Consider the following 19,020-nt stretch of genomic DNA (forward strand, 5'->3'; position numbering starts at 1 on the left):
GGCGACGGCCGCGCGCTTCGCCGCCTCGGTCCGCGAGAGCGTCGCGCAGGCCGCGCTTCGCGGCTGAGGGGGCGCAGGCCGTGGCCGATCCCGGCGACTTGCGCGGCCGCGCCGGCGCGGCCAAGGTCGCGCCCGGCCGGATTGCCCGAGGAACACGCGCATGACCCGCTCCCTTTCCGTCGCGATCCAGATGGACCCGATCGAGAGCATCAACATCGACGCCGACAGCACCTTCGTGCTCGGGCTGGAGGCTCAAGGACGCGGCCACAGGCTCTGGCACTACCTGCCGCGGCATCTCGCGCTGTCGGGCGGGCGCGTGCTCGCCCGCGCGCGGCCTCTCCAGCTTCGCCGCGAGCACGGCAACCACTTCACGTTCGGTGCGTGGGAGGAGCTCGACGTCGGCACGATGGACGTGGTGCTGATGCGCCAGGACCCGCCTTTCGACATGGCCTACATCACCGCCACCCACATCCTCGAGCACATCCACCCGAGGACGCTGGTGGTGAACGACCCCGCGGCGGTGCGCAACGCGCCGGAGAAGCTCTACGTCACCCACTTCCCCGAGCTGATGCCGCCGACCCTGATCACCGCAGACCCCGCGCAGATCGCCGCGTTCCGACGAGAGCACGGCGACATCATCCTCAAGCCTCTGTTCGGCAACGGCGGCGCGGGCGTGTTCCATGTGAAGCCCGACGACAGCAACCTCAACGCGCTGCTCGAACTGTTCACGGAACGGTCACGCGAGCCGCTCGTCATCCAGCGCTACGTGCCGGACGTGCGGAAGGGCGACAAGCGCATCATCCTTGTCGACGGCGAGGCCCTGGGCGCGATCAACCGCGTTCCGGCGGAAGGCGAGGCGCGCTCGAACATGCATGTCGGCGGCCGCCCCGAACCGACGACGCTGACCGACCGCGAGCGGGAGATCTGCCGCGCGATCGGGCCTGCGCTGAAGGAGCAGGGGTTGATCTTCGTCGGCATCGACGTGATCGGCGGGTTCCTCACCGAGATCAACGTGACCTCGCCGACGGGCCTGCAGGAGGTCGCGCGCTTCGACGGCGTGAACCTCGAAGCCGACATCTGGGACGCCATCGAGGCGCGGCGGGGAGGCTAGTCACGCCGCGCCCGGCCGGAGACGGCGAGCACGGTCAGCGACACGACGATCCCGTCAAGGACCGACAGACGCAGACGGTAGAACCGCCTCGTTGCGTGTTGGCTGACCGCGGATGACTCGTTTCGGTAAGGCGAAGGCTTGATCACGGTAATGGCGCGGGGCATAACGTGCGGCCCGTCCTCGGGAGACGGCACAATCTCTCCAATCACAGCCAACCCCGGCGCGCGTCGCCGGTAGCGGGGATCGTGTGCCATGTCGAAGAAGCTTACAGCCGAGTTCCTCGGCACCTTGTGGCTGGTGCTCGGCGGCTGCGGAAGTGCGGTTCTTTCCGGCGCCTTCCCGCAGTTCGGCATCGGCATCCTCGGCGTCTCGATCGCGTTCGGGCTCACGGTCGTCACCATGGCGTATGCGATCGGCCACATCTCCGGCTGTCACCTGAACCCTGCCGTCACGGTCGGCCTCGTAGTCGCGGGGCGATTTAAGGCCTCGGAGGCGCCCGGCTACATCGCAGCACAGGTGGCGGGCGCGGTCGCCGCTGCCGGCATCCTCTTCGTCATCGCCTCCGGCAAGGCGGGGTTCGACGTCTCGGCAGGCTTCGCGGCGAACGGCTACGGCGAACACTCCATCGGCCGCTACAGCCTCTCCGCCGGCATCGTGACCGAGATCGTGATGACGTTCTTCTTCCTCTTCGTCATCCTCGGCGCGACGCACGGCCGCGCGCCGGCCGGCTTCGCGCCGCTCGCCATCGGCCTCTGCCTCACCCTCATCCACCTCATCAGCATTCCTGTGACGCAGACCTCCGTGAATCCCGCGCGATCGACCGGCCCTGCACTGTTCGTCGGAGGCTGGGCGATCCAGCAGCTCTGGCTCTTCTGGGTTGCGCCGCTGATCGGCGCCGCACTTGCAGGCCTCAGCTACAAGATGCTGTCGCCCGACGACGCGCGCTGAGTCAGGGGGTGCAGCCAACGATCCTCGCCGTCGCGTCCGGTCCCGGCCACGCGTTCAGCAAGCAGGCTGCGGCCGAAATCTTGCTGCTCGCCGGCTTGGGCGTCGCGGGCGATGCGCATGCGGGCGAGACGGTGAAGCACCGCTCCCGCGTCGCGCGTGACCCCACGCAACCGAACCTGCGCCAGGTGCATCTCCTCCATGCGGAGCTGTTCGAGGAGCTCGCGCCGCTCTGCTTCGCGCTGAAGCCGGGCGACATCGGCGAGAACGTCACGACGCGCGGGCTCGACCTGCTCGCTCTGCCCGCGGGCACGATCCTCCGTCTCGGCGCCAGCGCGACCGTCGCGCTCACCGGCCTGCGCAACCCCTGCTATCAGCTCGACGATTTCGCGAAGGGGCTGATGAAGGCGACGCTCGGGCGGGCGGCGGATGGCTCGCTGATCCGCAAGGCCGGTGTGATGGCGGTGGTGCGCGAGGGCGGCGTGGTGCGGCCGGGCGATGCCATCACGGTCACGCGTCCCGACGGCCCGCAGGTTCCGCTGGCGCCCGTCTGACGCGCCCGCCTATCCTCCCCGAAACGACCCCGGGAGGAAACATCCGATGCCCGCATTCCGCCTTGGCCGCCGCGCTGCCATCGCCGGGCTTGCCGCCGCGCCACTCGCCCGGCCCGCGATCGCTCAAGGATATCCCTCGCGCACCGTCACGCTCGTCGTCGGCTTCGGGGCGGGCGGGGCAACCGACCTTGGCGCCCGGCTTCTCGCCAACCACGGCGCGCGGCATCTGGGGCAAACGATCGTCGTCGAGAACCGCGTCGGCGCCTCCGGCGTCGTCGGCACCGAGCATGTGCGTCGTGCGCGGGCGGATGGCTACACGATGTTGATGAGCCGCGGCGCGCCGGCGACGATCAGCCCGGCGCTCGAGCCGCGCACCACGCCCTACAAGTGGGACGAGTTCAGCATCGTCGGCCTTTCCGACGTGAACGCGCTCTGCGTCTGCGTGAAGGCCGACGCGCCCTGGCGCACCGCGGCGGACCTCTTCGCCGCGATCCGCGCCCGGCCGGGCCAGCTCAACTACTCCTCCTCCGGCCCGCTTTCGCTGATCGGCCTCGCCTCGAAGATGTTCCTCTGGGCGGGTGGCCTGCCGGTCGATTCCGCCGTCGAGATCCCATTCCGTTCCGGGGCCGAGACGCTGACGGCGGTGATCGGCGGCCAGGTGCAGTTCGCCTCCTTCAACATGAGCGAGGCGGCACCTGGCCTCTCGGCGGGGACGATGCGCGCGATCATGGTGACGGTGCCCGACAAGTACCCTGGCGTCGCCGGCGTGCAGACGGCGAAGGAAGCCGGCATGCCGGTGCTCGAGAACCTTGTCGGCTGGAACGCCGTCGTCGGCCCGCCGGGACTGCCGGACGAGGTGGTGGCGAAGTGGAGCGCGACGCTCGCCGCGCTGAAGGACGATGCCGAGTGGAACGCCGGGCATGAGCGCATCGGCAACATCCCCCGCGTACTCGGCCGCGCGGAAACGACGGAGTTCATGCGCGCCCAGTACGAGCTCTACGTGCGGCTCGGCCGGGAGGCCAGCATCGGCGCGGGGTAGCTCACTGCAGCAGCTGGTACCCCATCGTGTGACATTGCGCGAAGCCGCACTGCACCGCGACGGATGCCGTGTTGATCAGCGCGAGCACGATGACGGTGAGGCCGAGCCAGCGCGCGATGTGCCCGAGTGAGGGGAAGGCCTCGATGCGGATGTCGGTGAGTTCCTCGTCGCCGCCGAGGACGGCGAGCTTCAGCGCATAGGCCCCAATGATCGTGACCGCGATGATGACCGACCAGACAGGCATGTGCAGCCCCAGCACCGCCGTGCCGATGTACTCGTGCCCGGGCCGCGGATAGATGTCGAGCAGCGTCTGCCGCGCCGCGATCAGAAGCAGGAGTACCGCGAAAAGGAGCGTCAGCCCGGTATTCCGGTAGCTGAAGCCGGATCGAAAATTCGCGATGACGCCGAAACAGATCCCGAACAGCGCCACGCGCTGCAGCAGGCAGAGCGGGCAGGGAATCTCGCCGAACGCGTACTGCATCACCATCGCGGTGATCAGGATGGCGGAGACGACGCCGATGACGGCGACGAAGTAGAGGTAGTTGAGGAAGGCGAGCGCGCGGTCCTTCCGCGAGGTGCCGAGGAGCTCGTCGGATGCGAGCATGGCTCATGCCCCCTTCGCGATCGCTTCGAGCGCGCCCTGGAGCCACGGCATGCGGAGCCCGTATTCCGGGCTGTAGACCTCCCAGACGAACAGCACGGTTGCGAGCACGAAACAGGCCGAGAGGCTCGCGATGGCGAGGCGGCGGAGGCCGAGATAGTCGAGCACGAGGGCAAGGGTGATGGCGGCGAAGACGATGAGCATCATGGCGCTGCGAAGCCTTCCGTCTGGTTCGATGCCCGGCACAGGAGTGTGATCCCGCATCGGCATCGGACACAAGTTTCGCAAACCATGCACAGCGGCCTCGGCGATAACCCGCGGCGCTGGAGGAACACCGATGCCACCTGACGTTTCGACAACCGCCAAACGACACGCCGAGCGCCTTTCCCGGGCGCTGGACTTCCTCGCGAACCGTCTCGACGAGCAGCCTGGCCTCGACACCCTCGCGTCCGTCGCGGCCTTCTCGCCGTTTCACTTTCACCGCATCTGGCATGCGGCGATGGGCGAGACGATCGCGGAGACGACGCGTCGCATGCTTCTGCATCGTGCCGCGGGCGAGCTCGTGCGCGGGGGGCTGCCGCTTGCCCGGATCGCGACGCGGGCGGGATATGCCGGGCAGCCCGCCTTCGGTCGCGCCTTCCGCGCCGCCTACGGCATGAGCCCGGCAGCCTACAGGCGTTCAGGGGGCATCGGCGTTCCTGCAGTGCATCGAAGCCACAACGAGGACAGCACCATGCACGACGTTACGCTTGCGCAGTTTCCCGGCGCGCGGCTTGCCGCCATCCGCCATGTCGGCCCTTATTCGGAGATGGGCACGGCCTTCGACAGGCTGACCGCCTGGGCCGGCGCGCGGGGCCTGATCGCTGCCGGCACGCGCTTCTTCGGCATCTACCACGACGAGCCCGGCACCGTTCCGGAGGCGAAGCTCCGCTCCGATGCCTGCCTCACCATTGCCGACGGCGTTGCCGTCGACGGCCCGGTGACGACGGCCGCCATCGCCCCGACGCGCGCGGCCGTGCTCACCTTCAAGGGCCCTTATGCCGAGCTCGAGGCGCCCTATCGCTGGCTCTACGGGACCTGGCTTCCCGCGAGCGGGGAGGAGCCGGCCGACCTGCCGTGCTTCGAGGAGTATCTGAACGACCCGAAGGCGCTTCCGCCTTCGGAATGGCTCACCGCGGTCTACCTGCCGTTGCGGGGCTGAGGCCGTGCCCGCGCCTGGGTGCCGCGTGCATCCGGCGCGGGCGTCTTCGCGCCGTACCGGCACCAGTGCGCGGCCACGCACCGCCAGCACTCGGGCGTGCGCGCCTTGCACACGTAGCGTCCGTGCAGGATCAGCCAGTGATGCGCATCGCGGAGGTACTCCTGCGGGATGCGCTTGACGAGCTGGTCCTCCACCGCACGGGTCGTCCTTCCCGGCGCGAGGCCGGTGCGGTTGCCGAGGCGGAAGATGTGCGTGTCCACCGCCATCGTCGGCTGCCCGAAGGCGACGTTCAGGACCACGTTCGCCGTCTTCCGCCCCACGCCCGGAAGCGCCTCGAGCGCCTCGCGGTCGCCCGGAACCTGCCCGCCATGGCGCTCGACGAGAAGGCGCGCGAGGGCCGCGACGTTCCTCGCCTTCGCCTGCCAGAGCCCGATCGAGCGGATATGGCCCCCGATGCCCGCTTCGCCGAGCGCTGCCATGGCCTCGGGCGTCGGGCCCGCGGTGAACAGCGCGGGCGTCACCTTGTTCACCGCCGCATCGGTCGTCTGCGCGGACAGCACGACAGCGACGAGGAGCTGGAACGGCGTGTCGTAGTGCAGCTCGGTGCGCGGGGCGGGGTTGGCTGCGGCGAGCGCGGCGATGAACGGCCCCACATCGGCGGCCGGCATCCGCCGCGCGGTGGGCCGCACCGGGCGTGTGCGGGGTTTCTTTGGAAGCTCCGTCATGCCCCGCTTCATGCGCAAGGGCGCAGGCTTCGGCAAGGGCGCGGTGCTTGGCGCCGGCGCGGCGCGCGCCATATCGTGCGGCAATGGCGGAAGGCGGAAACGGGGTGCCGCAGTTTCATGCCGTGCTGACGGCGCAGCGGAGCCTCGGCGCGCGCGGTCTCGCCTGGGCGGCGGGCCTGCTCTGCGCCTTCGCCGTGGTCACGACGGCACTGTTCCTGGTGCTCGGCGCCTGGCCTGTGGCGGGCTTCGTCGGCGTCGAGATCGCCGGCGCGGTGCTCCTTCTCGTGCTGCACCACCAGGCGGGGCGCGCGCGCGAGGAACTCCTGCTCGACTCGGAAGGCCTCACCGTCACGCGCATCGACAGGCGCGGCCGCCGCGCCGAGGTGCGGCTGCAGCCGGCTTGGCTGCGCGTCGCCGTTCAGAAGGGCGATGGCGCGCGTGCGGGGCACGTGCAGCTCGCCTCGCACGGGCGCACCCTTGCCGTCGGCGCGTTCCTCACGGAGGAGGAGCGGGCCGAGCTCGCCGCCGCGCTCGAGCAGGCGCTCGCGCGCTGGCGGCAACCGGCCTTCTGCTGAGCCCGACGGCTGATCCGTGCCGTCAGCTCGGGCCGTCAGCTCGGGTTGTCGACCGGTGCGAGCGACTTGATCAGGTCGAACACGCGCTTGCGCACCGAAGGATCGGTGATGCGGTAATAGGCGCGCACGAGTTCGAGCGTCTCGCGCCGGTGCAGCGTGTCGTCGTCGAAGCTGTCCTGAGACTCCGAGAACCCGACGGCGCGGCGCACGGCCGCCCCGCCATACTCGCGGGCCAGAGGCTCGGGCATGTCGTCGAAGAAGAAGCTGATCGGCACATCGAGAACGCGGGCGAGATCGAACAGGCGCGATGCGCCCACCCGGTTCACCCCGCGCTCGTACTTCTGCACCTGCTGGAACGTGAGCCCAAGCGCCTCCCCCAGGCGCTCCTGGCTCATTCCGAGCAGGGTGCGGCGAAGCCGAATACGGCTTCCGACATGTACGTCAATCGGGCTGGGCCGGCTTTCCCGGTCCACGCGCTCAACACTTTCATCCGCCATGGAAGCAACCCCCTTGCTGCCAAGCGACCCAGCGTTCCCGTCTACCATGCGACCGGCACCCCCTTCTGGGCCACGCTGCGGGTCCTGCCCCTAGCACCCCTAAAGAATGTGTAAACGATACAACCAACGCGCGTCAACAGTGATCCATGTCACGATAGATGTGAATCATGAAGAGAAGATGCATGTACTTTTTAGACGTCGGCTAGGGAATCGCGCAACCGTATGCGGAGTGCGATCGCGCCCCCTAGCACCAGGAGGGTGAGCCCCAGAGGAAGGCTCAGACCGAGGCGGGAGAAGGGCGTTGGCGCGAGCGGGCTCGGCAACGGCGCGGCGATCACCCCTGTCTGCGCCAGCCCGAGGGAAGCGACCGTCCGACCCCGCGCATCGAAGATCGCCGACACGCCCGTGTTGGCCGCGCGCACGAGCGGCAGCCCTTCCTCGACGGCGCGAAGCCTCGCGGCCGCGAGGTGCTGGAACGGGCCGGAGGAGATGCCGAACCACGCATCGTTGGTGAGGTTCAGCAGCCAGCCCGGCCGGTCGCCCGGCGCGGTGACGTTGCCGGGAAAGATCACCTCGTAGCAGATCAGCGGCGAGAAGGGCGGCACGCTCCCCTGCTGCGCGCCGGGGCCGAGCGCGACGGTGCGGGGGCCGGGGCCGCGCGAGAAGTCGAGATTGCCGGGAACGATCGTCTCGATCGGCAGCACGGTGCGAAGCGGAACGTACTCGCCGAAGGGAACGAGGTGGTGCTTGTCGTAGGTCGCGAGGATCGCCCCTTCGTCGTCGAGCGCGACGAGGCTGTTCCATACGCGCACCGGCGGGGTCGTGCCCTCGGGCATGCGCTCGAGCCGCGGCGTGCCGGCGATCAGCACAGCGCCATCGGGGAGCGCATCGGCGGCGAAGCCGCGGGCCGTGAGGTCTGACGCAAGAAGATAGGGCGAGGCGGTCTCGGGCCAGATCACCATCACCTGGCCCTCTCCTGCCTCGGGCGAGGGCGGCGGCACGGATGCGGTAAGCGCGAGGTAGTGCCGGAAATGCGCGGCTCGAAGATCGTCACGCCATTTGTGGCCCTGCGCGATGTTGCCCTGGACGATGCGGAGCGCCACCGGCGCGGGAGCGGGCTCCGCGGGCCAGAGCCGCGCGAGCCCGAAGGCGAAGCCGCCCGCGAGCATCGCGCCCCCCGTGATCGCTGCGCGGCGCGACCAGACGAGCGGCAGCAGCGCGAGGATGACGGTCAGAAGCGACAGCCCGTGCACGCCGATCCACGCCGCGCCCTGGACGGGAAGCGAGCCGAACGCCCAGGCCGAGCCCATCAGGTTCCACGGAAACCCCGTGAGCACGATGCCGCGCGCCATCTCCCAGAGCGTCCAGAGCGCGGCGAGGCCGAGAACGCGCGGCCAGCCGCGCGGGAACCAGAGAGAGAGGGTGACGGGAATGGCGATGAACACCGCCAGCAGGGCCGAGATGGCCGGCACCGCGATCGGCACGAGCCAGGCGAACCGTTCCGCCTCCGTCATCAGCGCGTGGCTGATCCAATAGAGGCCGACGACGAAATGCCCGAGCCCCCAGCCCCAGGCAATGAAGAAGGCCCGCGTGAGGCTACGGCGGCTCTCGGCGAGGATCACGAGGCCGGGCAGGGCGAGCCAGAGAACGGGAAGCGCGTGGATCGGCGCGAAGGCGAGCGCGCCGAGGCCGCCGAGCCCGAACGCTGTGACGCCCGCGCGCCACCCTTCGCGGGTGCGGAGATGCGTGGCGATGCGGGAAGGCAGCGAGGGCTTCACGGCGGCCGCACGGTGACGGGTGTGCGCTGCCACCGCAAGTGACGGTGGCGTGGTGGTCAGTTCACGCGGTCATGCCGCGTCCTGCTCCGGCGCAGGTGCGGGCGGGGTGACGCGGAGCTTGCGGATGCGGCGGCTGTCGGCGTCGAGAACCCGGAAGGAGAGGCCGGAGGGGTGCGCGATCGTCTCGCCGCGGATCGGCACGCGCCCAGCAAGCGAGAGCACGAGCCCGCCCACCGTCTCGATCTCCGCCTCGTGCTCGGCCTCGGTCAGCAGCGGGCCGACATGGCGCTCGAACTCCTCGACAGGCATGCGCGCGTCGATGTCGAGCGAGCCGTCGGGCCGCGCCATCACGAGTGGCGCGTCCGGCTCGTCATGCTCGTCGGCGATGTCGCCCACGATCTCCTCGACGATGTCCTCGATGGTCACGAGCCCGTCGATGCCGCCGTACTCGTCCACCACGAGCGCCATGTGCATCCGCGAGGCGCGCATCTCGCGCAGGAGGTCGAGCACGGGTTTCGAGGGCGGAACGAACAGCGGCTTGCGCAGCAGGTCCTCGATCGCGAAGGGCGCGGTGCCAGCACGCGCGGCGAAGAGGTCACGGATGTGGATCATGCCGACGATGTCGTCGAGCGTCTCGCGGAAGATCGGCACGCGCGAATGTCCCTCGCGCTGGAACAGGCGCGTCAGCTCGTCGAGGTTCAGCGTCGCGGGTGCGGCGACAATGTCGGTGCGGGGCACCATCACGTCATCGGCCGTCGTGCCGCGAAGGCGGAGCACGTTGGAGATGAGCAACCGCTCCTGCGGGTCGAGCGGCGGCGGAGGCTCCTCGCCCTCGCCCGCCTCCTCGGTTCGCTGAACGAGCAGTTCCTCGAGGCTTTCGCGCAGCGCCTCGTCGTTCCGCCGGCCGACGAGACGCCGAAGCTTCTCGATCAGGCGTGGGATCGATCCGTCGTTGCTCATCGTCCGCTCCGATAGGGGTCTGGCACACCGAGGCGGCGCAGTACGGCGGCCTCCTCGCGTTCCATGCGCCGGGCCGCGTGGTCAGTGTCATGGTCGCGCCCGGCGAGGTGCAGCGTGCCGTGCACCACGAGATGGGCGAGATGGGAGGCAAGCGGCACGCCGGCGGCGCGGGCCTCGCGGCGCAGCACGCCGAGCGCGATCGCGACATCACCCCCTCCGGAACGATCCGGGAAGGAAAGCACGTTGGTGGCGTAGCCCTTGCCGCGGTGGCGCGCGTTCAGCCCTCCGAGCGTCACGTCGTCGGCGAGCAGGAGCGAGACGCGGCCGCGAACCTTTGCCGCCCGCATCGCCGCCGCCGCGGCGCGCCGCGCGCGCGCCTCGACACCCCGCACCGCCGCACGCCAGCGCGGTTCGGCGAGGGTGAGGGTGAGCCCCGGTCCGCGCTGCCCTGCATCTGCGGGCGCGCGGCCGGGGCTGCGACTACTTCCCGGGTCCATCGGTCGCTTCGGTGGCGGTGCCCTGGCCGCCGGGCTGCACCGCGGGGGTGCGCCTGCGCGTCTCGCGCTCGGCTACGGCGCGGCGGCCATAGGCCTCGACGATGCGTGCGACGAGCGGGTGGCGCACGACATCCTGCTCGGAGAACCGGACGACGCCGATGCCCGCCACGCCCTCGAGCGTGTCGAGCGCGTCGGCGAGGCCCGAGCGCGTTCCCGCGGGAAGGTCGACCTGCGTTAGGTCGCCCGTCACCACCATGCGCGCGCCTTCGCCAAGCCGCGTCAGCACCATCTTCATCTGCACGGGCGTGGTGTTCTGCGCCTCGTCGAGGATCACGTAGCAATGCGACAGGGTGCGGCCGCGCATGAAGGCGAGCGGGGCGACCTCGATCTCGCCATTGGCGATGCGCCGGGCCACCTGGTCCGCCGGCAGCATGTCGTGCAGCGCGTCGTAGAGCGGGCGGAGATAGGGGTCGACCTTCTCGCGCATGTCGCCCGGCAGGAAGCCGAGCCGCTCGCCCGCCTCGACGGCGGGGCGGGAGAGCACGATGCGCTCGACGCGTCCCGTCGCCAGCATCGCAACGGCCTGGGCAACGGCGATGTAGGTCTTGCCGGTACCGGCAGGCCCGAGCGCGAAGACGAGGTCGTGCGCGGCGAGCGCTTCCATGTAGCCGGCCTGGGCCGGCGTGCGCGCGCCGATCGTCGATTTCCGCGTGCGGATCGAGGGGATGTCGGAGAGCGGCAGGCGCGGCTCCTCGCCGCCTTCGCCGTTGCGTTCGGCAGCGTGCGCGGCCATGCGCACGGCGCCATCGACCTCCGGGCCGCCGACCACCTCGCCGTGCTTGAGCCGCCCATAGAGCGCCTCGAGCGCCGTGCGCGCTGCGTGCGCCTGGCGCGCTGGGCCTGCGACGGCGACGCGGTTGCCCCGGCTCGACAGCCGCACGCCGAGCCTGTGCTCGATGCGCGCGAGGTGCCTGTCATGCTCGCCGAAGAGCAGGGGCAGGAGCGCGTTCTCGTCGAAGGTGAGGTGCAGCGTCACGTGCGTGTCGGCCATGCCTGAGGCCGATTGCGGCACATGGTTCATGCGGAAGCCGCTTGAAGAAGTGGCATCGCGCGCTCCGGCATGGCCGGCGCTGGTGCGTCGAGAGGCGTCGCGGACGTCGCCTCTGCGGCGAGGCTGTTCGGGTGGGCGGCGGTGATGCGCAAGGGAACGATCTCTCCAGCCAGGGTTGGTGGAAGCATCGCATGCACGGGCTGAAGCCAGGGGCTGCGCCCTGCCATCTGCCCCTTGTGTCGCCCGGGCTCGAGGATGAGCACGGGAATGACGCGCCCCAGGAGGGACGCGTTGAAGGCAGCCTGCTGGTCCCGCAGCAGTGCCTGGAGTTCGAGAAGCCGGGCGTCCTTGGTCGCCTCGGGTACGCGCATTTCAAGCTCCGCCGCCGGCGTGCCTGGCCGCGCGCTGAACTTGAAGCTGAACGCCGAGGCGAAGCCGACGCGGCGGACGAGCGCCATGGTCGCGGCGAAATCCGCCTCCGTCTCGCCGGGATGGCCGACGATGAAGTCCGAGCTCAGCGCGAGGTCGGGCTGCGCCTCGCGCAGCGCATCGACGATGCGCAGGAAGTCATCGGCCGTGTGGCGGCGGTTCATCGCGCGCAGCATCGCGTCCGACCCGCTCTGCACTGGCAGGTGCAGGAAGGGCATGAGCTGCGGAACCGCGCGATGCGCGGCGATCAGCTCCACGTCCCCGCCGTGCTCGTCCATGAAGTCGCGCGGGTGGCTGGTCGTGTAGCGGATGCGGGCGAGGCCATCGATGTCGGCGAGCGCGCGGATCAGCCGCGACAGCCGCCAGGTGGACCCGTCCGGCCCCTCGCCGTGATAGGCGTTCACGTTTTGCCCGAGTAGGGTGATCTCGCGCGCGCCCTGCGCCACGAGGCGCCTGGCCTCGGCGAGAACGGACGCCGCAGGCCGCGAGTATTCCGCCCCGCGTGTGTAGGGCACCACGCAGAAGGAGCAGAACTTGTCGCAGCCCTCCTGCACGGTCAGGAACGCGGTCAGGCCCTGAGGGATCGTGGCCTCGGGAAGCTCGTCGAACTTGTCCTCGGGCGGAAACTCCGTGTCGAGCAGCGCGCGCTCGCCCGCCTCGGCGCGGCGCACGAGGGCGGGAAGCCGGTGCGTCGCCTGCGGCCCGAGCACGATGTCGACGAAGGGCGCGCGCTCGAGGATCGCCGCGCCCTCGGCCTGCGCCACGCAGCCGGCGACGGCGATGATCATCCGCCGCCCCTCGGCAGCGCGGGCCTGCTTCATCAGGCGCAGCCGCCCGAGCTCGGAGAACACCTTCTCCGAGGCCTTCTCGCGGATATGGCAGGTGTTCAGCACCACCATGTCCGCCCCCTCGAGCTCTCCCGTGCTGCCATAGCCGAGGGGGGCCAGCACGTCCGCCATCCGGGCGCTGTCATAGACGTTCATCTGGCAGCCCCAGGTGCGCACCAGCAGGCGCTTTGCGGGCTCGGGCGTGTCAGTCATCGCGGTGCTTCGGGGGCTCGGGGGTCGCGCGTCTCCCGCGGAGGGTCCTTCCGGACGGTTCCGATCGGGGATCAGGGATGCGGCGTCCTCGCGGACGGGATCTCTCAAGTGCGCGAACCTCTCCTTTCTGCTGCAAGTGACGCCATAGCGGGCCGGCCCATGTCAAGCCGCACGCGGGGCCGGCTCGGCCTCGGGCGCATGAAGAGTTGGCGACGCTGCCGCCCCTGGCCTTCCCTGCCTGAGCGCTGCCGCACCGGAATCCACCCATTCGAACGCCGCCTCCGTCAGGGCCTTGCGCGAGGCGAATTGCCTCGGGTCCAGCGCCGGGTGCAGCAGCACGGTTGCGCCGGAGGAGCGCCGGGAGAGCATCTGCCAGGCGTGGCTGGCGATCGCCATGTCGCCATACCAGGCGAAATGCGCGCGGTTCGTGCGCCCGACCGGCAGCCCGTCGAGCCTGTCGAACACGATCGAGACGGGCTGGACGATGGGCGGGTCCTTCGCCTCCGGCCCGGTCTCGACCATGCCGAGCAGGGCGGAGCGGAAGGGCAGGACGCGGGTTCCGTCGCTCGTCGTGCCTTCCGGGAAGAGGATGATGCTGTCGCCCGCGGCGAGGCGCGAGACGAGCGCGTCACGCTCCCGCCCCGTCTCGGTGCGGCGGCGGGAGACGAACACGGTGCGGCCGAGCCGCGCGACGGTGCGGATGAGCGGCCAGGTGCCGACCTCCGCCTTCGAGACGAAGCAGGCCTCGAGCGTTGCCCCGAGCACCAGCACGTCGGCCCAGGAGGCGTGGTTCGAGACGAACACGACAGGGCGCGTCGGCGATGTAGCGGGGGCGGCGCCCTTCACGGCGAGGCGGATGCCAGCAATGCGGCAGAGCACGGCGTGGTAGGCCTTGGCGATGGCGACCGCCGGGCGGCGGCCGACCATCGGCATGGCCCAGACCGCCCCGGCCTGCACGGGGATGCAGAGGAACGTCCAGAGCGTGATGAGGAACAGCCGCCGCGCCGCCCGCACCTGCCGCCACTGCGAGAAGGAGCGCGCCTCGGCGAAGTCCTTCGCCATCTCGCGCTCCGCCTCCGCCATGCGCTCGCGCCAGTCCGTGCTCGCGGGGGGGCGGATGATCGAGGTGCGGAACTTCCGGACGGCAAGCCGCTTCGGGGACATGTGTGGGACATGGCGGATCGGCGGGCGGGGGGCAAGTGGGGTGGGCCGGCGAGCCGCCATGTGGGGGCGCCAGCGGTGCCTCACCCGCGCCGGCGGAGGGCGCTTCCGCCCGAGATGCCTTGACGCAGCCGGCCCACCCCGTCACTCCCTCGGCATGACCGACACCCTGACCAACGCCCCGCCGCACGCGGCGGAGGCGCTCGCGCGACGCACCTTCGCCATCATCGCCCACCCCGACGCGGGCAAGACGACGCTCACCGAGCGGCTGCTGCTCGCGGGCGGGGCCATCCGGCTCGCGGGCGAGGTGAAGGCCCGCGGCGAGCGGCGCCGCGCGCGGTCGGACTGGATGGAGATCGAGCAGAAGCGCGGCATCTCCGTCACATCCTCGGTCATGACCTTCGAGCGCGAGGGCATCACCTTCAACCTGCTCGACACGCCAGGCCACCAGGACTTCTCGGAGGACACCTACCGGACGCTGACCGCGGTCGACTCAGCCGTGATGGTGATCGACGCGGCCAAGGGCATCGAGAGCCAGACGCGCAAGCTGTTCGAGGTGTGCCGGCTGCGCGACATCCCGATCATCACCTTCATCAACAAGATCGACCGGGAGGGGCGTGACCCCTTCGCCCTGATGGACGAGATCGCCTCCACCCTCGCGCTCGACACAGCGCCGATGACCTGGCCGATCGGGATGGGCCAGCAGTTCCGCGGGCTCTGGGACATCCGCAACACACGGCTGCTCCTTCCCGGCGCCGACGGCACGGCAGGCTATGCCCGCGCCGTCGAGGCCGAAGGGGTGGAGGATGCGGCGCTGGCCCAGCATCTCCGCGACGATGTGCGCGCCGAGCTCTCCGAGCAGATCGCGCTCGCGGAAGCCGCCTGCCCTGCGCCCGACCTGCAGGCCTATCGCGAGGGGCACCTGACGCCGGTCTATTTCGGGTCGGCCTTGCGCGACTTCGGCGTGCCGGAGCTTCTGGCCGGCCTCGCCGCGCTCGCGCCGCCGCCGCGCGCGCAGCCAGCCGAGCCCCGGGCCGTGACGCCGGAGGAGCCGGAGGCGACGGGCTTCGTGTTCAAGGTCCAGGCGAACATGGACCCGAACCACCGTGACCGCATCGCCTTCCTCCGCCTCTGCTCAGGCCGGTTCCGCCGCGGCATGCGGCTCTCGATCACGCGCACGGGCAAGTCCCTCGCCGTGCAGAACCCGATGTTCTTCTTCGCGCAGGACCGCGAGCTCGCCGAGGAGGCGTTCCCCGGCGACATCATCGGCATCCCGAACCACGGCACGCTTCGCGTTGGCGATACGCTGACGGAGGGCTCGCCGATCCGCTTCACCGGGTTGCCCGACTTCGCCCCCGAGATCCTGCGCCGCGTGGTGTTGGCCGACCCCATGCGGGCCAAGCAGATGCGCAAAGGTCTGGAGGACCTGGCCGAGGAGGGTGTGGTGCAGGTTTTGCGGCCGAAGCTGGGGTCGGACTGGTTCGTCGGCGTCGTCGGCGAGCTGCAGCTCGACGTGCTGAGGAGCCGGATGCAAGCCGAGTACGGCGTGGCCATCACGCTGGAGCCTGGCGGGGCGGAGGCGGCGCGCTGGGTGTCAGGCGAGAAGGGCGAGGTTGCCCGCTTCGTGGAGCGGCACAGGGGCAACGTGGCGGAGGACCGCGACGGCGAGCCGGTGTTCCTCGCGCCGAGCCGGTGGCAGCTCAACCGCGCGATGGAGGATTGGCCAAGCCTGAAGTTCGCCGCGACGCGGGAGCGGTATTGACGCCCGACGCCTGTCCGACGTCGGCGGTCGGCGAGTCCGTCTACACCGGCTCCGCCGGCGCCCTACCCTCCGCATCGAGGGCGTCGCGGAGGCGGCGTTCGTAGTGGCGGTAATACTTGTCGGTCACGAGATCGGTCTTCACCACCACGCACACATCGGTGGTGTTGAACTGCTCGTCGATCACCGCGCCGTCGCCCACGAAGCCGCCGAGGCGGAGATACCCCTTGATCAACGGCGGAAGCTCCGCCAGCACCGCGCGGGGGTCGATCGCCTCGGCTGGCAGGCGGTTCATCTCGACGTAACGGCCTGGCAGGGCACGCGGCCGCAGCGCGGGCGGGGCGAGATGGTTCTGCCAGAGATAGGTGAGCGGCGCGGCGAGCGCCTCGGGGTCCGTGCCGGGAAGCGAGGCGCAGCCGAACATCAGGTCGATGCGGTGCTTGAACACATAGGCCGCGATGCCGCGCCAGAGAAGCTGCAGCGTGCCGCGCGTCCGGTACTCGGCATCGACGCAGGACCGGCCGAGCTCGAGCACCTCGCCGTCGAAGCCGAGAAGCGGGGCGATGTCGTACTCGGCGGAGGAGTAGAACCCACCCACCCGCGTTGCCGGGCCGCGGCGCAGCAGGCGGTACGTGCCGACCACCGTCTCCGGCCCTTCGCCTCGGGCATGGTCGATCACGAGGAGGTGGTCGGCCGCACCGTCGAAGCTGTCAGCGTCGCGGCGAGTCGCGGCCATCGCCGGCGTCGGGTGCGCGCCCATCTCGTCGTAGAACACGCGGTATCGCAGCGCCTGCGCGGCATCGAGCTCCCACGGTGCGACGGCGAGGCGCACGCCCATGGTCTGGGCGCGGATCTCGCCGAAGCCGGGGTCGTCTGCCCGCGGCGGCACCGTGTCGCTCATCGGCAGTCTTACGTCCTTCGTCATGGCGGCCCCCTCTGCCTCGTTCCGGCAAGCCGGGTGTCGTCGTCGGTCCGACCCGGGCGCGCGGCCCGGGGCGTTCATCCTTGGCCGGTGCCGCGCGGCGGCGGCGCGCGGCGGGCGCGGGCAACGGGAACTGGCCTCGCCGGCTTGCGGGCGGCCCCGCGTGGCGTCGCCTTCTCCGCCTGGTCCTGCCGCATCGCATCGGTGCGGGAGAGGTCGGAGGCGGCTTCCGTCGGCTGGCGGCGCGCGAAGAGCTCGAGCCGCTGGCTGACCAGCGTGAAGCCGAGGCGCGCGGCGATGCGCTTGACCACCGCCTCGTGCTCCTCGTCCTCGAACTCGATCACCTTTCCGGTCTCGACGTCGATCAGATGATGGTGATGGCCGCGATCCGTCGGGTCATAGCGCGCCCGGCCCTCGCCGAAATCGCGCCGTTCCAGGATGCCCTTCTCCTCGAGGAGGCGGACGGTGCGGTAGACGGTGGCGATGGAGATGCGGGGGTCGATCGCCGTGGCGCGGCGATAGAGTTCCTCGACGTTCGGATGGTCGGTCGCGTCGGACAGCACGCGCGCGATGACGCGGCGCTGGCCGGTCATCTTCACGCCGCTCTCGATACACAGCCGCTCGATCCGGCTTTCCATCGGCCCTCCTCGCTGGCGGGCCTGGACGCGTCGCGCATCGCGCTCATGCCCCAGGCTGCCCGCGCGTCCCTATAGCAGAGAAGCGGCGCCGCACCCTAGAGCGGCTCCCGAAGCCTCGGCCAGGCCGCCCGCCCGGACCGGACGTCGAGACATTCCGTCGCGCCAAGCGGGGCGGGGACCGGCCCCGCGCCCGCTGGGGCCCTGCCGTCAGCCGCGGCGGCCGCCGGAGGACCGCGGCTTGGTGCCGAGGCCGATCTTCTTGGCGAGGCTCGACCGGTGCTTGGCGTAGTTCGGCGCGACCATCGGATAGTCGGGCGGGAGCTGCCAGCGCTCGCGATACTGCTCGGGCGTCATGTTGTAGGCCGTCTTCAGATGCCGCTTGAGCATCTTCAGCTTCTTGCCGTCCTCGAGACAGATGATGTAGTCGGGGTGGATCGACTTCTTCACCGGAACGGCTGGCTGCGGCTTCTCGGCGGGGGCCGGAACTTTGCCCACGCCGGACAGCGTCGCGTACACCTGCTGGATGAGACCCGGAAGATCCGACAGAGGAACGCTGTTGTTGCTCACGTGTGCCGAGACGATCTCGGCCGTCAGTTCGAGAAGATTGGACTCCGAGCCATCTGCCTGCATTGGCATCATACCTTCTGTTGTCGGCCTGGGCGCTGTATAGACGTCGCAACTGGATTCTGCAACGATCGTCTTGGCACGAAGGGGTCGTGATGACGGCGAATTCAGACGACGTTCGGAAATCGGCAATCGACGCTGCAGATATCGCCCTCGACATCACGGCCGATATCTGCCCGATGACCTTCGTACGCACTCGGCTTCTGCTTGACCGCTCGGCCCCCGGCGCGGTGCTGACAGTGCGGCTCAAGGGCCGCGAACCGCTCGCCAACGTGCCCAGGAGCGCGCGGGACCTCGGCCACACAGTGGTCTCGCTCGCTCCCGAGACGCCGGGCCGGGAGGGCGAGGGCGACCCCTGGTTGCTGACGCTCAGGAAGAAGGGCTGAGCGCGCGCGCAAGCACAAGGGCGTCCTGCCGCCCCGAGGCGTGGGCGTAGTAGGCCCGGCGCCGTGCGATCTCGCTGAACCCGGCTGCGGCGTAGAGGGCGCGGCCAGCGGCGTTCCGTTCCGCGACCTCGAGGAACATCCGCCGCGCGCCACGACCGGCGGCGACGTCCGCTGCCCGGCCAAGAAGCGCCCTGCCGACGCCTCCCCGCCGGGCCGCAGGCACGACGGCGAGCGTCAGCACCTCGGCCTCGTCCGCGGCGAGGCCGAGCAGGAGAAGCCCGACCGGCTCGGCACCCGCAGAGGCGATCAGCGCCAGCCGGCCGGGCTGGCTGAGCAGGGAGGCGAAGGCGGCCTCGTCCCACGCGGGGCCGGCGGCGCCGATCCCGGCCTCGTGCAGAGCCGCGAGAAGGGCGGCAGCTTCCGGCCCGGCCTCGGTGAGCGCGAGACTCACGCCGCCGGTGCGGGGCGGAGGCCGGCGGCCGGCCGTGCGGCCGGCGCGTCCAAGTAGAGCGGAAGCGGCGCAAGCG

Annotated in this window: 22 protein-coding genes; 8 read left to right on the plus strand and 14 right to left on the minus strand. The window is 70.6% G+C overall.

The features are described 5' to 3' along the window. Window positions 1-160 precede the first annotated feature (160 nt). From gshB to FIF60_RS19705, 4 genes are all read left to right on the plus strand, one after another. Window positions 161-1,111: a glutathione synthase gene (gshB, locus tag FIF60_RS19690; protein WP_144300000.1), complete on the plus strand. Its 951-nt coding sequence runs from the start codon at window positions 161-163 to the stop codon at window positions 1,109-1,111. A gap of 252 nt (window positions 1,112-1,363) precedes the next feature. Beyond that, window positions 1,364-2,059: an aquaporin Z gene (gene aqpZ / locus FIF60_RS19695; protein ID WP_144300001.1), complete on the plus strand. Its 696-nt coding sequence runs from the start codon at window positions 1,364-1,366 to the stop codon at window positions 2,057-2,059. A gap of 8 nt (window positions 2,060-2,067) precedes the next feature. Continuing rightward, complete coding sequence (locus FIF60_RS19700; protein ID WP_144300002.1) at window positions 2,068-2,610, plus strand: MOSC domain-containing protein; 543 nt, start codon at window positions 2,068-2,070, stop codon at window positions 2,608-2,610. Between the two features lie 46 nt (window positions 2,611-2,656). Then, window positions 2,657-3,649, plus strand: coding sequence for a tripartite tricarboxylate transporter substrate binding protein (locus FIF60_RS19705; protein ID WP_158639316.1), 993 nt, complete (start codon window positions 2,657-2,659; stop codon window positions 3,647-3,649). A gap of 1 nt (window position 3,650) precedes the next feature. On the opposite strand, the gene FIF60_RS19710 is transcribed toward FIF60_RS19705, so the two are convergent. Next, window positions 3,651-4,253 carry a disulfide bond formation protein B gene (locus FIF60_RS19710; RefSeq protein WP_144300004.1) on the minus strand — a complete coding sequence of 201 codons (603 nt, stop codon included), beginning with the start codon at window positions 4,251-4,253 and terminating at the stop codon, window positions 3,651-3,653. Between the two features lie 3 nt (window positions 4,254-4,256). Further along, window positions 4,257-4,457, minus strand: coding sequence for a hypothetical protein (locus FIF60_RS19715; protein ID WP_144300005.1), 201 nt, complete (start codon window positions 4,455-4,457; stop codon window positions 4,257-4,259). Between the two features lie 130 nt (window positions 4,458-4,587). On the opposite strand from FIF60_RS19715, the gene FIF60_RS19720 reads away from it, so the two are divergent. Beyond that, complete coding sequence (locus FIF60_RS19720; RefSeq protein ID WP_144300006.1) at window positions 4,588-5,451, plus strand: AraC family transcriptional regulator; 864 nt, start codon at window positions 4,588-4,590, stop codon at window positions 5,449-5,451. On the opposite strand, the gene nth is transcribed toward FIF60_RS19720, so the two are convergent. Then, window positions 5,430-6,176, minus strand: a complete 747-nt coding sequence (gene nth / locus FIF60_RS19725) for an endonuclease III (RefSeq protein WP_408869878.1) — start codon at window positions 6,174-6,176, stop codon at window positions 5,430-5,432. The two genes, FIF60_RS19720 and nth, sit on opposite strands and share 22 nt — an antisense overlap. Before the next feature lie 104 nt (window positions 6,177-6,280). On the opposite strand from nth, the gene FIF60_RS19730 reads away from it, so the two are divergent. Beyond that, on the plus strand, window positions 6,281-6,751 hold the full coding sequence (locus FIF60_RS19730) for a DUF2244 domain-containing protein (RefSeq protein WP_158639317.1): 471 nt from the start codon (window positions 6,281-6,283) through the stop codon (window positions 6,749-6,751). Between the two features lie 35 nt (window positions 6,752-6,786). Here the strand turns inward: FIF60_RS19730 and FIF60_RS19735 are convergent, their stop codons facing one another. The 7 genes from FIF60_RS19735 to FIF60_RS19765 all read right to left on the minus strand — a co-directional run bounded on the left by FIF60_RS19735 (window position 6,787) and on the right by FIF60_RS19765 (window position 14,167). Further along, complete coding sequence (locus tag FIF60_RS19735) at window positions 6,787-7,248, minus strand: helix-turn-helix domain-containing protein (protein WP_144300008.1); 462 nt, start codon at window positions 7,246-7,248, stop codon at window positions 6,787-6,789. 191 nt (window positions 7,249-7,439) lie between these two features. Then, on the minus strand, window positions 7,440-9,059 hold the full coding sequence (gene lnt / locus FIF60_RS19740; protein ID WP_239451727.1) for an apolipoprotein N-acyltransferase: 1,620 nt from the start codon (window positions 9,057-9,059) through the stop codon (window positions 7,440-7,442). A gap of 36 nt (window positions 9,060-9,095) precedes the next feature. Beyond that, on the minus strand, window positions 9,096-9,986 hold the full coding sequence (locus tag FIF60_RS19745) for a hemolysin family protein (protein ID WP_144300009.1): 891 nt from the start codon (window positions 9,984-9,986) through the stop codon (window positions 9,096-9,098). After that, on the minus strand, window positions 9,983-10,483 hold the full coding sequence (gene ybeY / locus FIF60_RS19750) for an rRNA maturation RNase YbeY (protein ID WP_144300010.1): 501 nt from the start codon (window positions 10,481-10,483) through the stop codon (window positions 9,983-9,985). The genes FIF60_RS19745 and ybeY overlap by 4 nt, the downstream gene beginning before the upstream one ends. Beyond that, on the minus strand, window positions 10,467-11,564 hold the full coding sequence (locus FIF60_RS19755) for a PhoH family protein (RefSeq protein WP_204251261.1): 1,098 nt from the start codon (window positions 11,562-11,564) through the stop codon (window positions 10,467-10,469). The genes ybeY and FIF60_RS19755 overlap by 17 nt, the downstream gene beginning before the upstream one ends. Continuing rightward, window positions 11,561-13,003, minus strand: a complete 1,443-nt coding sequence (gene miaB / locus FIF60_RS19760) for a tRNA (N6-isopentenyl adenosine(37)-C2)-methylthiotransferase MiaB (RefSeq protein ID WP_144300011.1) — start codon at window positions 13,001-13,003, stop codon at window positions 11,561-11,563. Before miaB ends, FIF60_RS19755 begins: the two co-directional genes overlap by 4 nt. Window positions 13,004-13,165: 162 nt before the next feature. After that, complete coding sequence (locus tag FIF60_RS19765; RefSeq protein WP_144300012.1) at window positions 13,166-14,167, minus strand: lysophospholipid acyltransferase family protein; 1,002 nt, start codon at window positions 14,165-14,167, stop codon at window positions 13,166-13,168. Between the two features lie 154 nt (window positions 14,168-14,321). Between FIF60_RS19765 and FIF60_RS19770 the strand changes: the two genes are divergently transcribed. Continuing rightward, window positions 14,322-15,926, plus strand: coding sequence for a peptide chain release factor 3 (locus tag FIF60_RS19770; RefSeq protein WP_144300013.1), 1,605 nt, complete (start codon window positions 14,322-14,324; stop codon window positions 15,924-15,926). Between the two features lie 40 nt (window positions 15,927-15,966). On the opposite strand, the gene FIF60_RS19775 is transcribed toward FIF60_RS19770, so the two are convergent. The 3 genes from FIF60_RS19775 to FIF60_RS19785 all read right to left on the minus strand — a co-directional run bounded on the left by FIF60_RS19775 (window position 15,967) and on the right by FIF60_RS19785 (window position 18,113). Beyond that, a complete protein-coding gene (locus FIF60_RS19775) occupies window positions 15,967-16,848 on the minus strand; it encodes a GNAT family N-acetyltransferase (protein WP_144300014.1) in 882 nt (293 codons plus the stop codon). A 74-nt stretch (window positions 16,849-16,922) separates the two neighbouring features. After that, on the minus strand, window positions 16,923-17,483 hold the full coding sequence (locus FIF60_RS19780; protein ID WP_144300015.1) for a Fur family transcriptional regulator: 561 nt from the start codon (window positions 17,481-17,483) through the stop codon (window positions 16,923-16,925). A gap of 207 nt (window positions 17,484-17,690) precedes the next feature. Continuing rightward, entirely contained in the window at window positions 17,691-18,113 is a 423-nt protein-coding gene (locus FIF60_RS19785) for a MucR family transcriptional regulator (RefSeq protein WP_144300016.1), read from the minus strand. Window positions 18,114-18,202: 89 nt separating this feature from the next. On the opposite strand from FIF60_RS19785, the gene FIF60_RS19790 reads away from it, so the two are divergent. After that, window positions 18,203-18,493, plus strand: coding sequence for a sulfurtransferase TusA family protein (locus FIF60_RS19790; protein WP_144300017.1), 291 nt, complete (start codon window positions 18,203-18,205; stop codon window positions 18,491-18,493). On the opposite strand, the gene FIF60_RS19795 is transcribed toward FIF60_RS19790, so the two are convergent. After that, a partial coding sequence (locus tag FIF60_RS19795) for a GNAT family N-acetyltransferase (RefSeq protein ID WP_239451728.1) occupies window positions 18,477-19,020 on the minus strand: 544 nt, incomplete at its 5' end. The genes FIF60_RS19790 and FIF60_RS19795 overlap by 17 nt on opposite strands.

The organism is Elioraea rosea, assembly GCF_007644105.1.
Lineage (GTDB): Bacteria > Pseudomonadota > Alphaproteobacteria > Acetobacterales > Acetobacteraceae > Elioraea_A > Elioraea_A rosea.

Bases quoted from the DNA above. Each gene is read 5' to 3' on its own strand.
- gshB (WP_144300000.1), top strand. From the start codon at position 161: ATGACCCGCTCCCTTTCCGTCGCGATCCAGATGGACCCGATCGAGAGC.
- aqpZ (WP_144300001.1), top strand. From the start codon at position 1,364: ATGTCGAAGAAGCTTACAGCCGAGTTCCTCGGCACCTTGTGGCTGGTG.
- FIF60_RS19705 (WP_158639316.1), top strand. From the start codon at position 2,657: ATGCCCGCATTCCGCCTTGGCCGCCGCGCTGCCATCGCCGGGCTTGCC.
- FIF60_RS19710 (WP_144300004.1), bottom strand. From the start codon at position 4,253: ATGCTCGCATCCGACGAGCTCCTCGGCACCTCGCGGAAGGACCGCGCG.
- FIF60_RS19715 (WP_144300005.1), bottom strand. From the start codon at position 4,457: ATGATGCTCATCGTCTTCGCCGCCATCACCCTTGCCCTCGTGCTCGAC.
- FIF60_RS19720 (WP_144300006.1), top strand. From the start codon at position 4,588: ATGCCACCTGACGTTTCGACAACCGCCAAACGACACGCCGAGCGCCTT.
- nth (WP_408869878.1), bottom strand. From the start codon at position 6,176: ATGACGGAGCTTCCAAAGAAACCCCGCACACGCCCGGTGCGGCCCACC.
- FIF60_RS19735 (WP_144300008.1), bottom strand. From the start codon at position 7,248: ATGGCGGATGAAAGTGTTGAGCGCGTGGACCGGGAAAGCCGGCCCAGC.
- FIF60_RS19745 (WP_144300009.1), bottom strand. From the start codon at position 9,986: ATGAGCAACGACGGATCGATCCCACGCCTGATCGAGAAGCTTCGGCGT.
- ybeY (WP_144300010.1), bottom strand. From the start codon at position 10,483: ATGGACCCGGGAAGTAGTCGCAGCCCCGGCCGCGCGCCCGCAGATGCA.
- FIF60_RS19755 (WP_204251261.1), bottom strand. From the start codon at position 11,564: ATGAACCATGTGCCGCAATCGGCCTCAGGCATGGCCGACACGCACGTG.
- miaB (WP_144300011.1), bottom strand. From the start codon at position 13,003: ATGACTGACACGCCCGAGCCCGCAAAGCGCCTGCTGGTGCGCACCTGG.
- FIF60_RS19765 (WP_144300012.1), bottom strand. From the start codon at position 14,167: ATGTCCCCGAAGCGGCTTGCCGTCCGGAAGTTCCGCACCTCGATCATC.
- FIF60_RS19770 (WP_144300013.1), top strand. From the start codon at position 14,322: ATGACCGACACCCTGACCAACGCCCCGCCGCACGCGGCGGAGGCGCTC.
- FIF60_RS19775 (WP_144300014.1), bottom strand. From the start codon at position 16,848: ATGACGAAGGACGTAAGACTGCCGATGAGCGACACGGTGCCGCCGCGG.
- FIF60_RS19780 (WP_144300015.1), bottom strand. From the start codon at position 17,483: ATGGAAAGCCGGATCGAGCGGCTGTGTATCGAGAGCGGCGTGAAGATG.
- FIF60_RS19785 (WP_144300016.1), bottom strand. From the start codon at position 18,113: ATGCAGGCAGATGGCTCGGAGTCCAATCTTCTCGAACTGACGGCCGAG.
- FIF60_RS19790 (WP_144300017.1), top strand. From the start codon at position 18,203: ATGACGGCGAATTCAGACGACGTTCGGAAATCGGCAATCGACGCTGCA.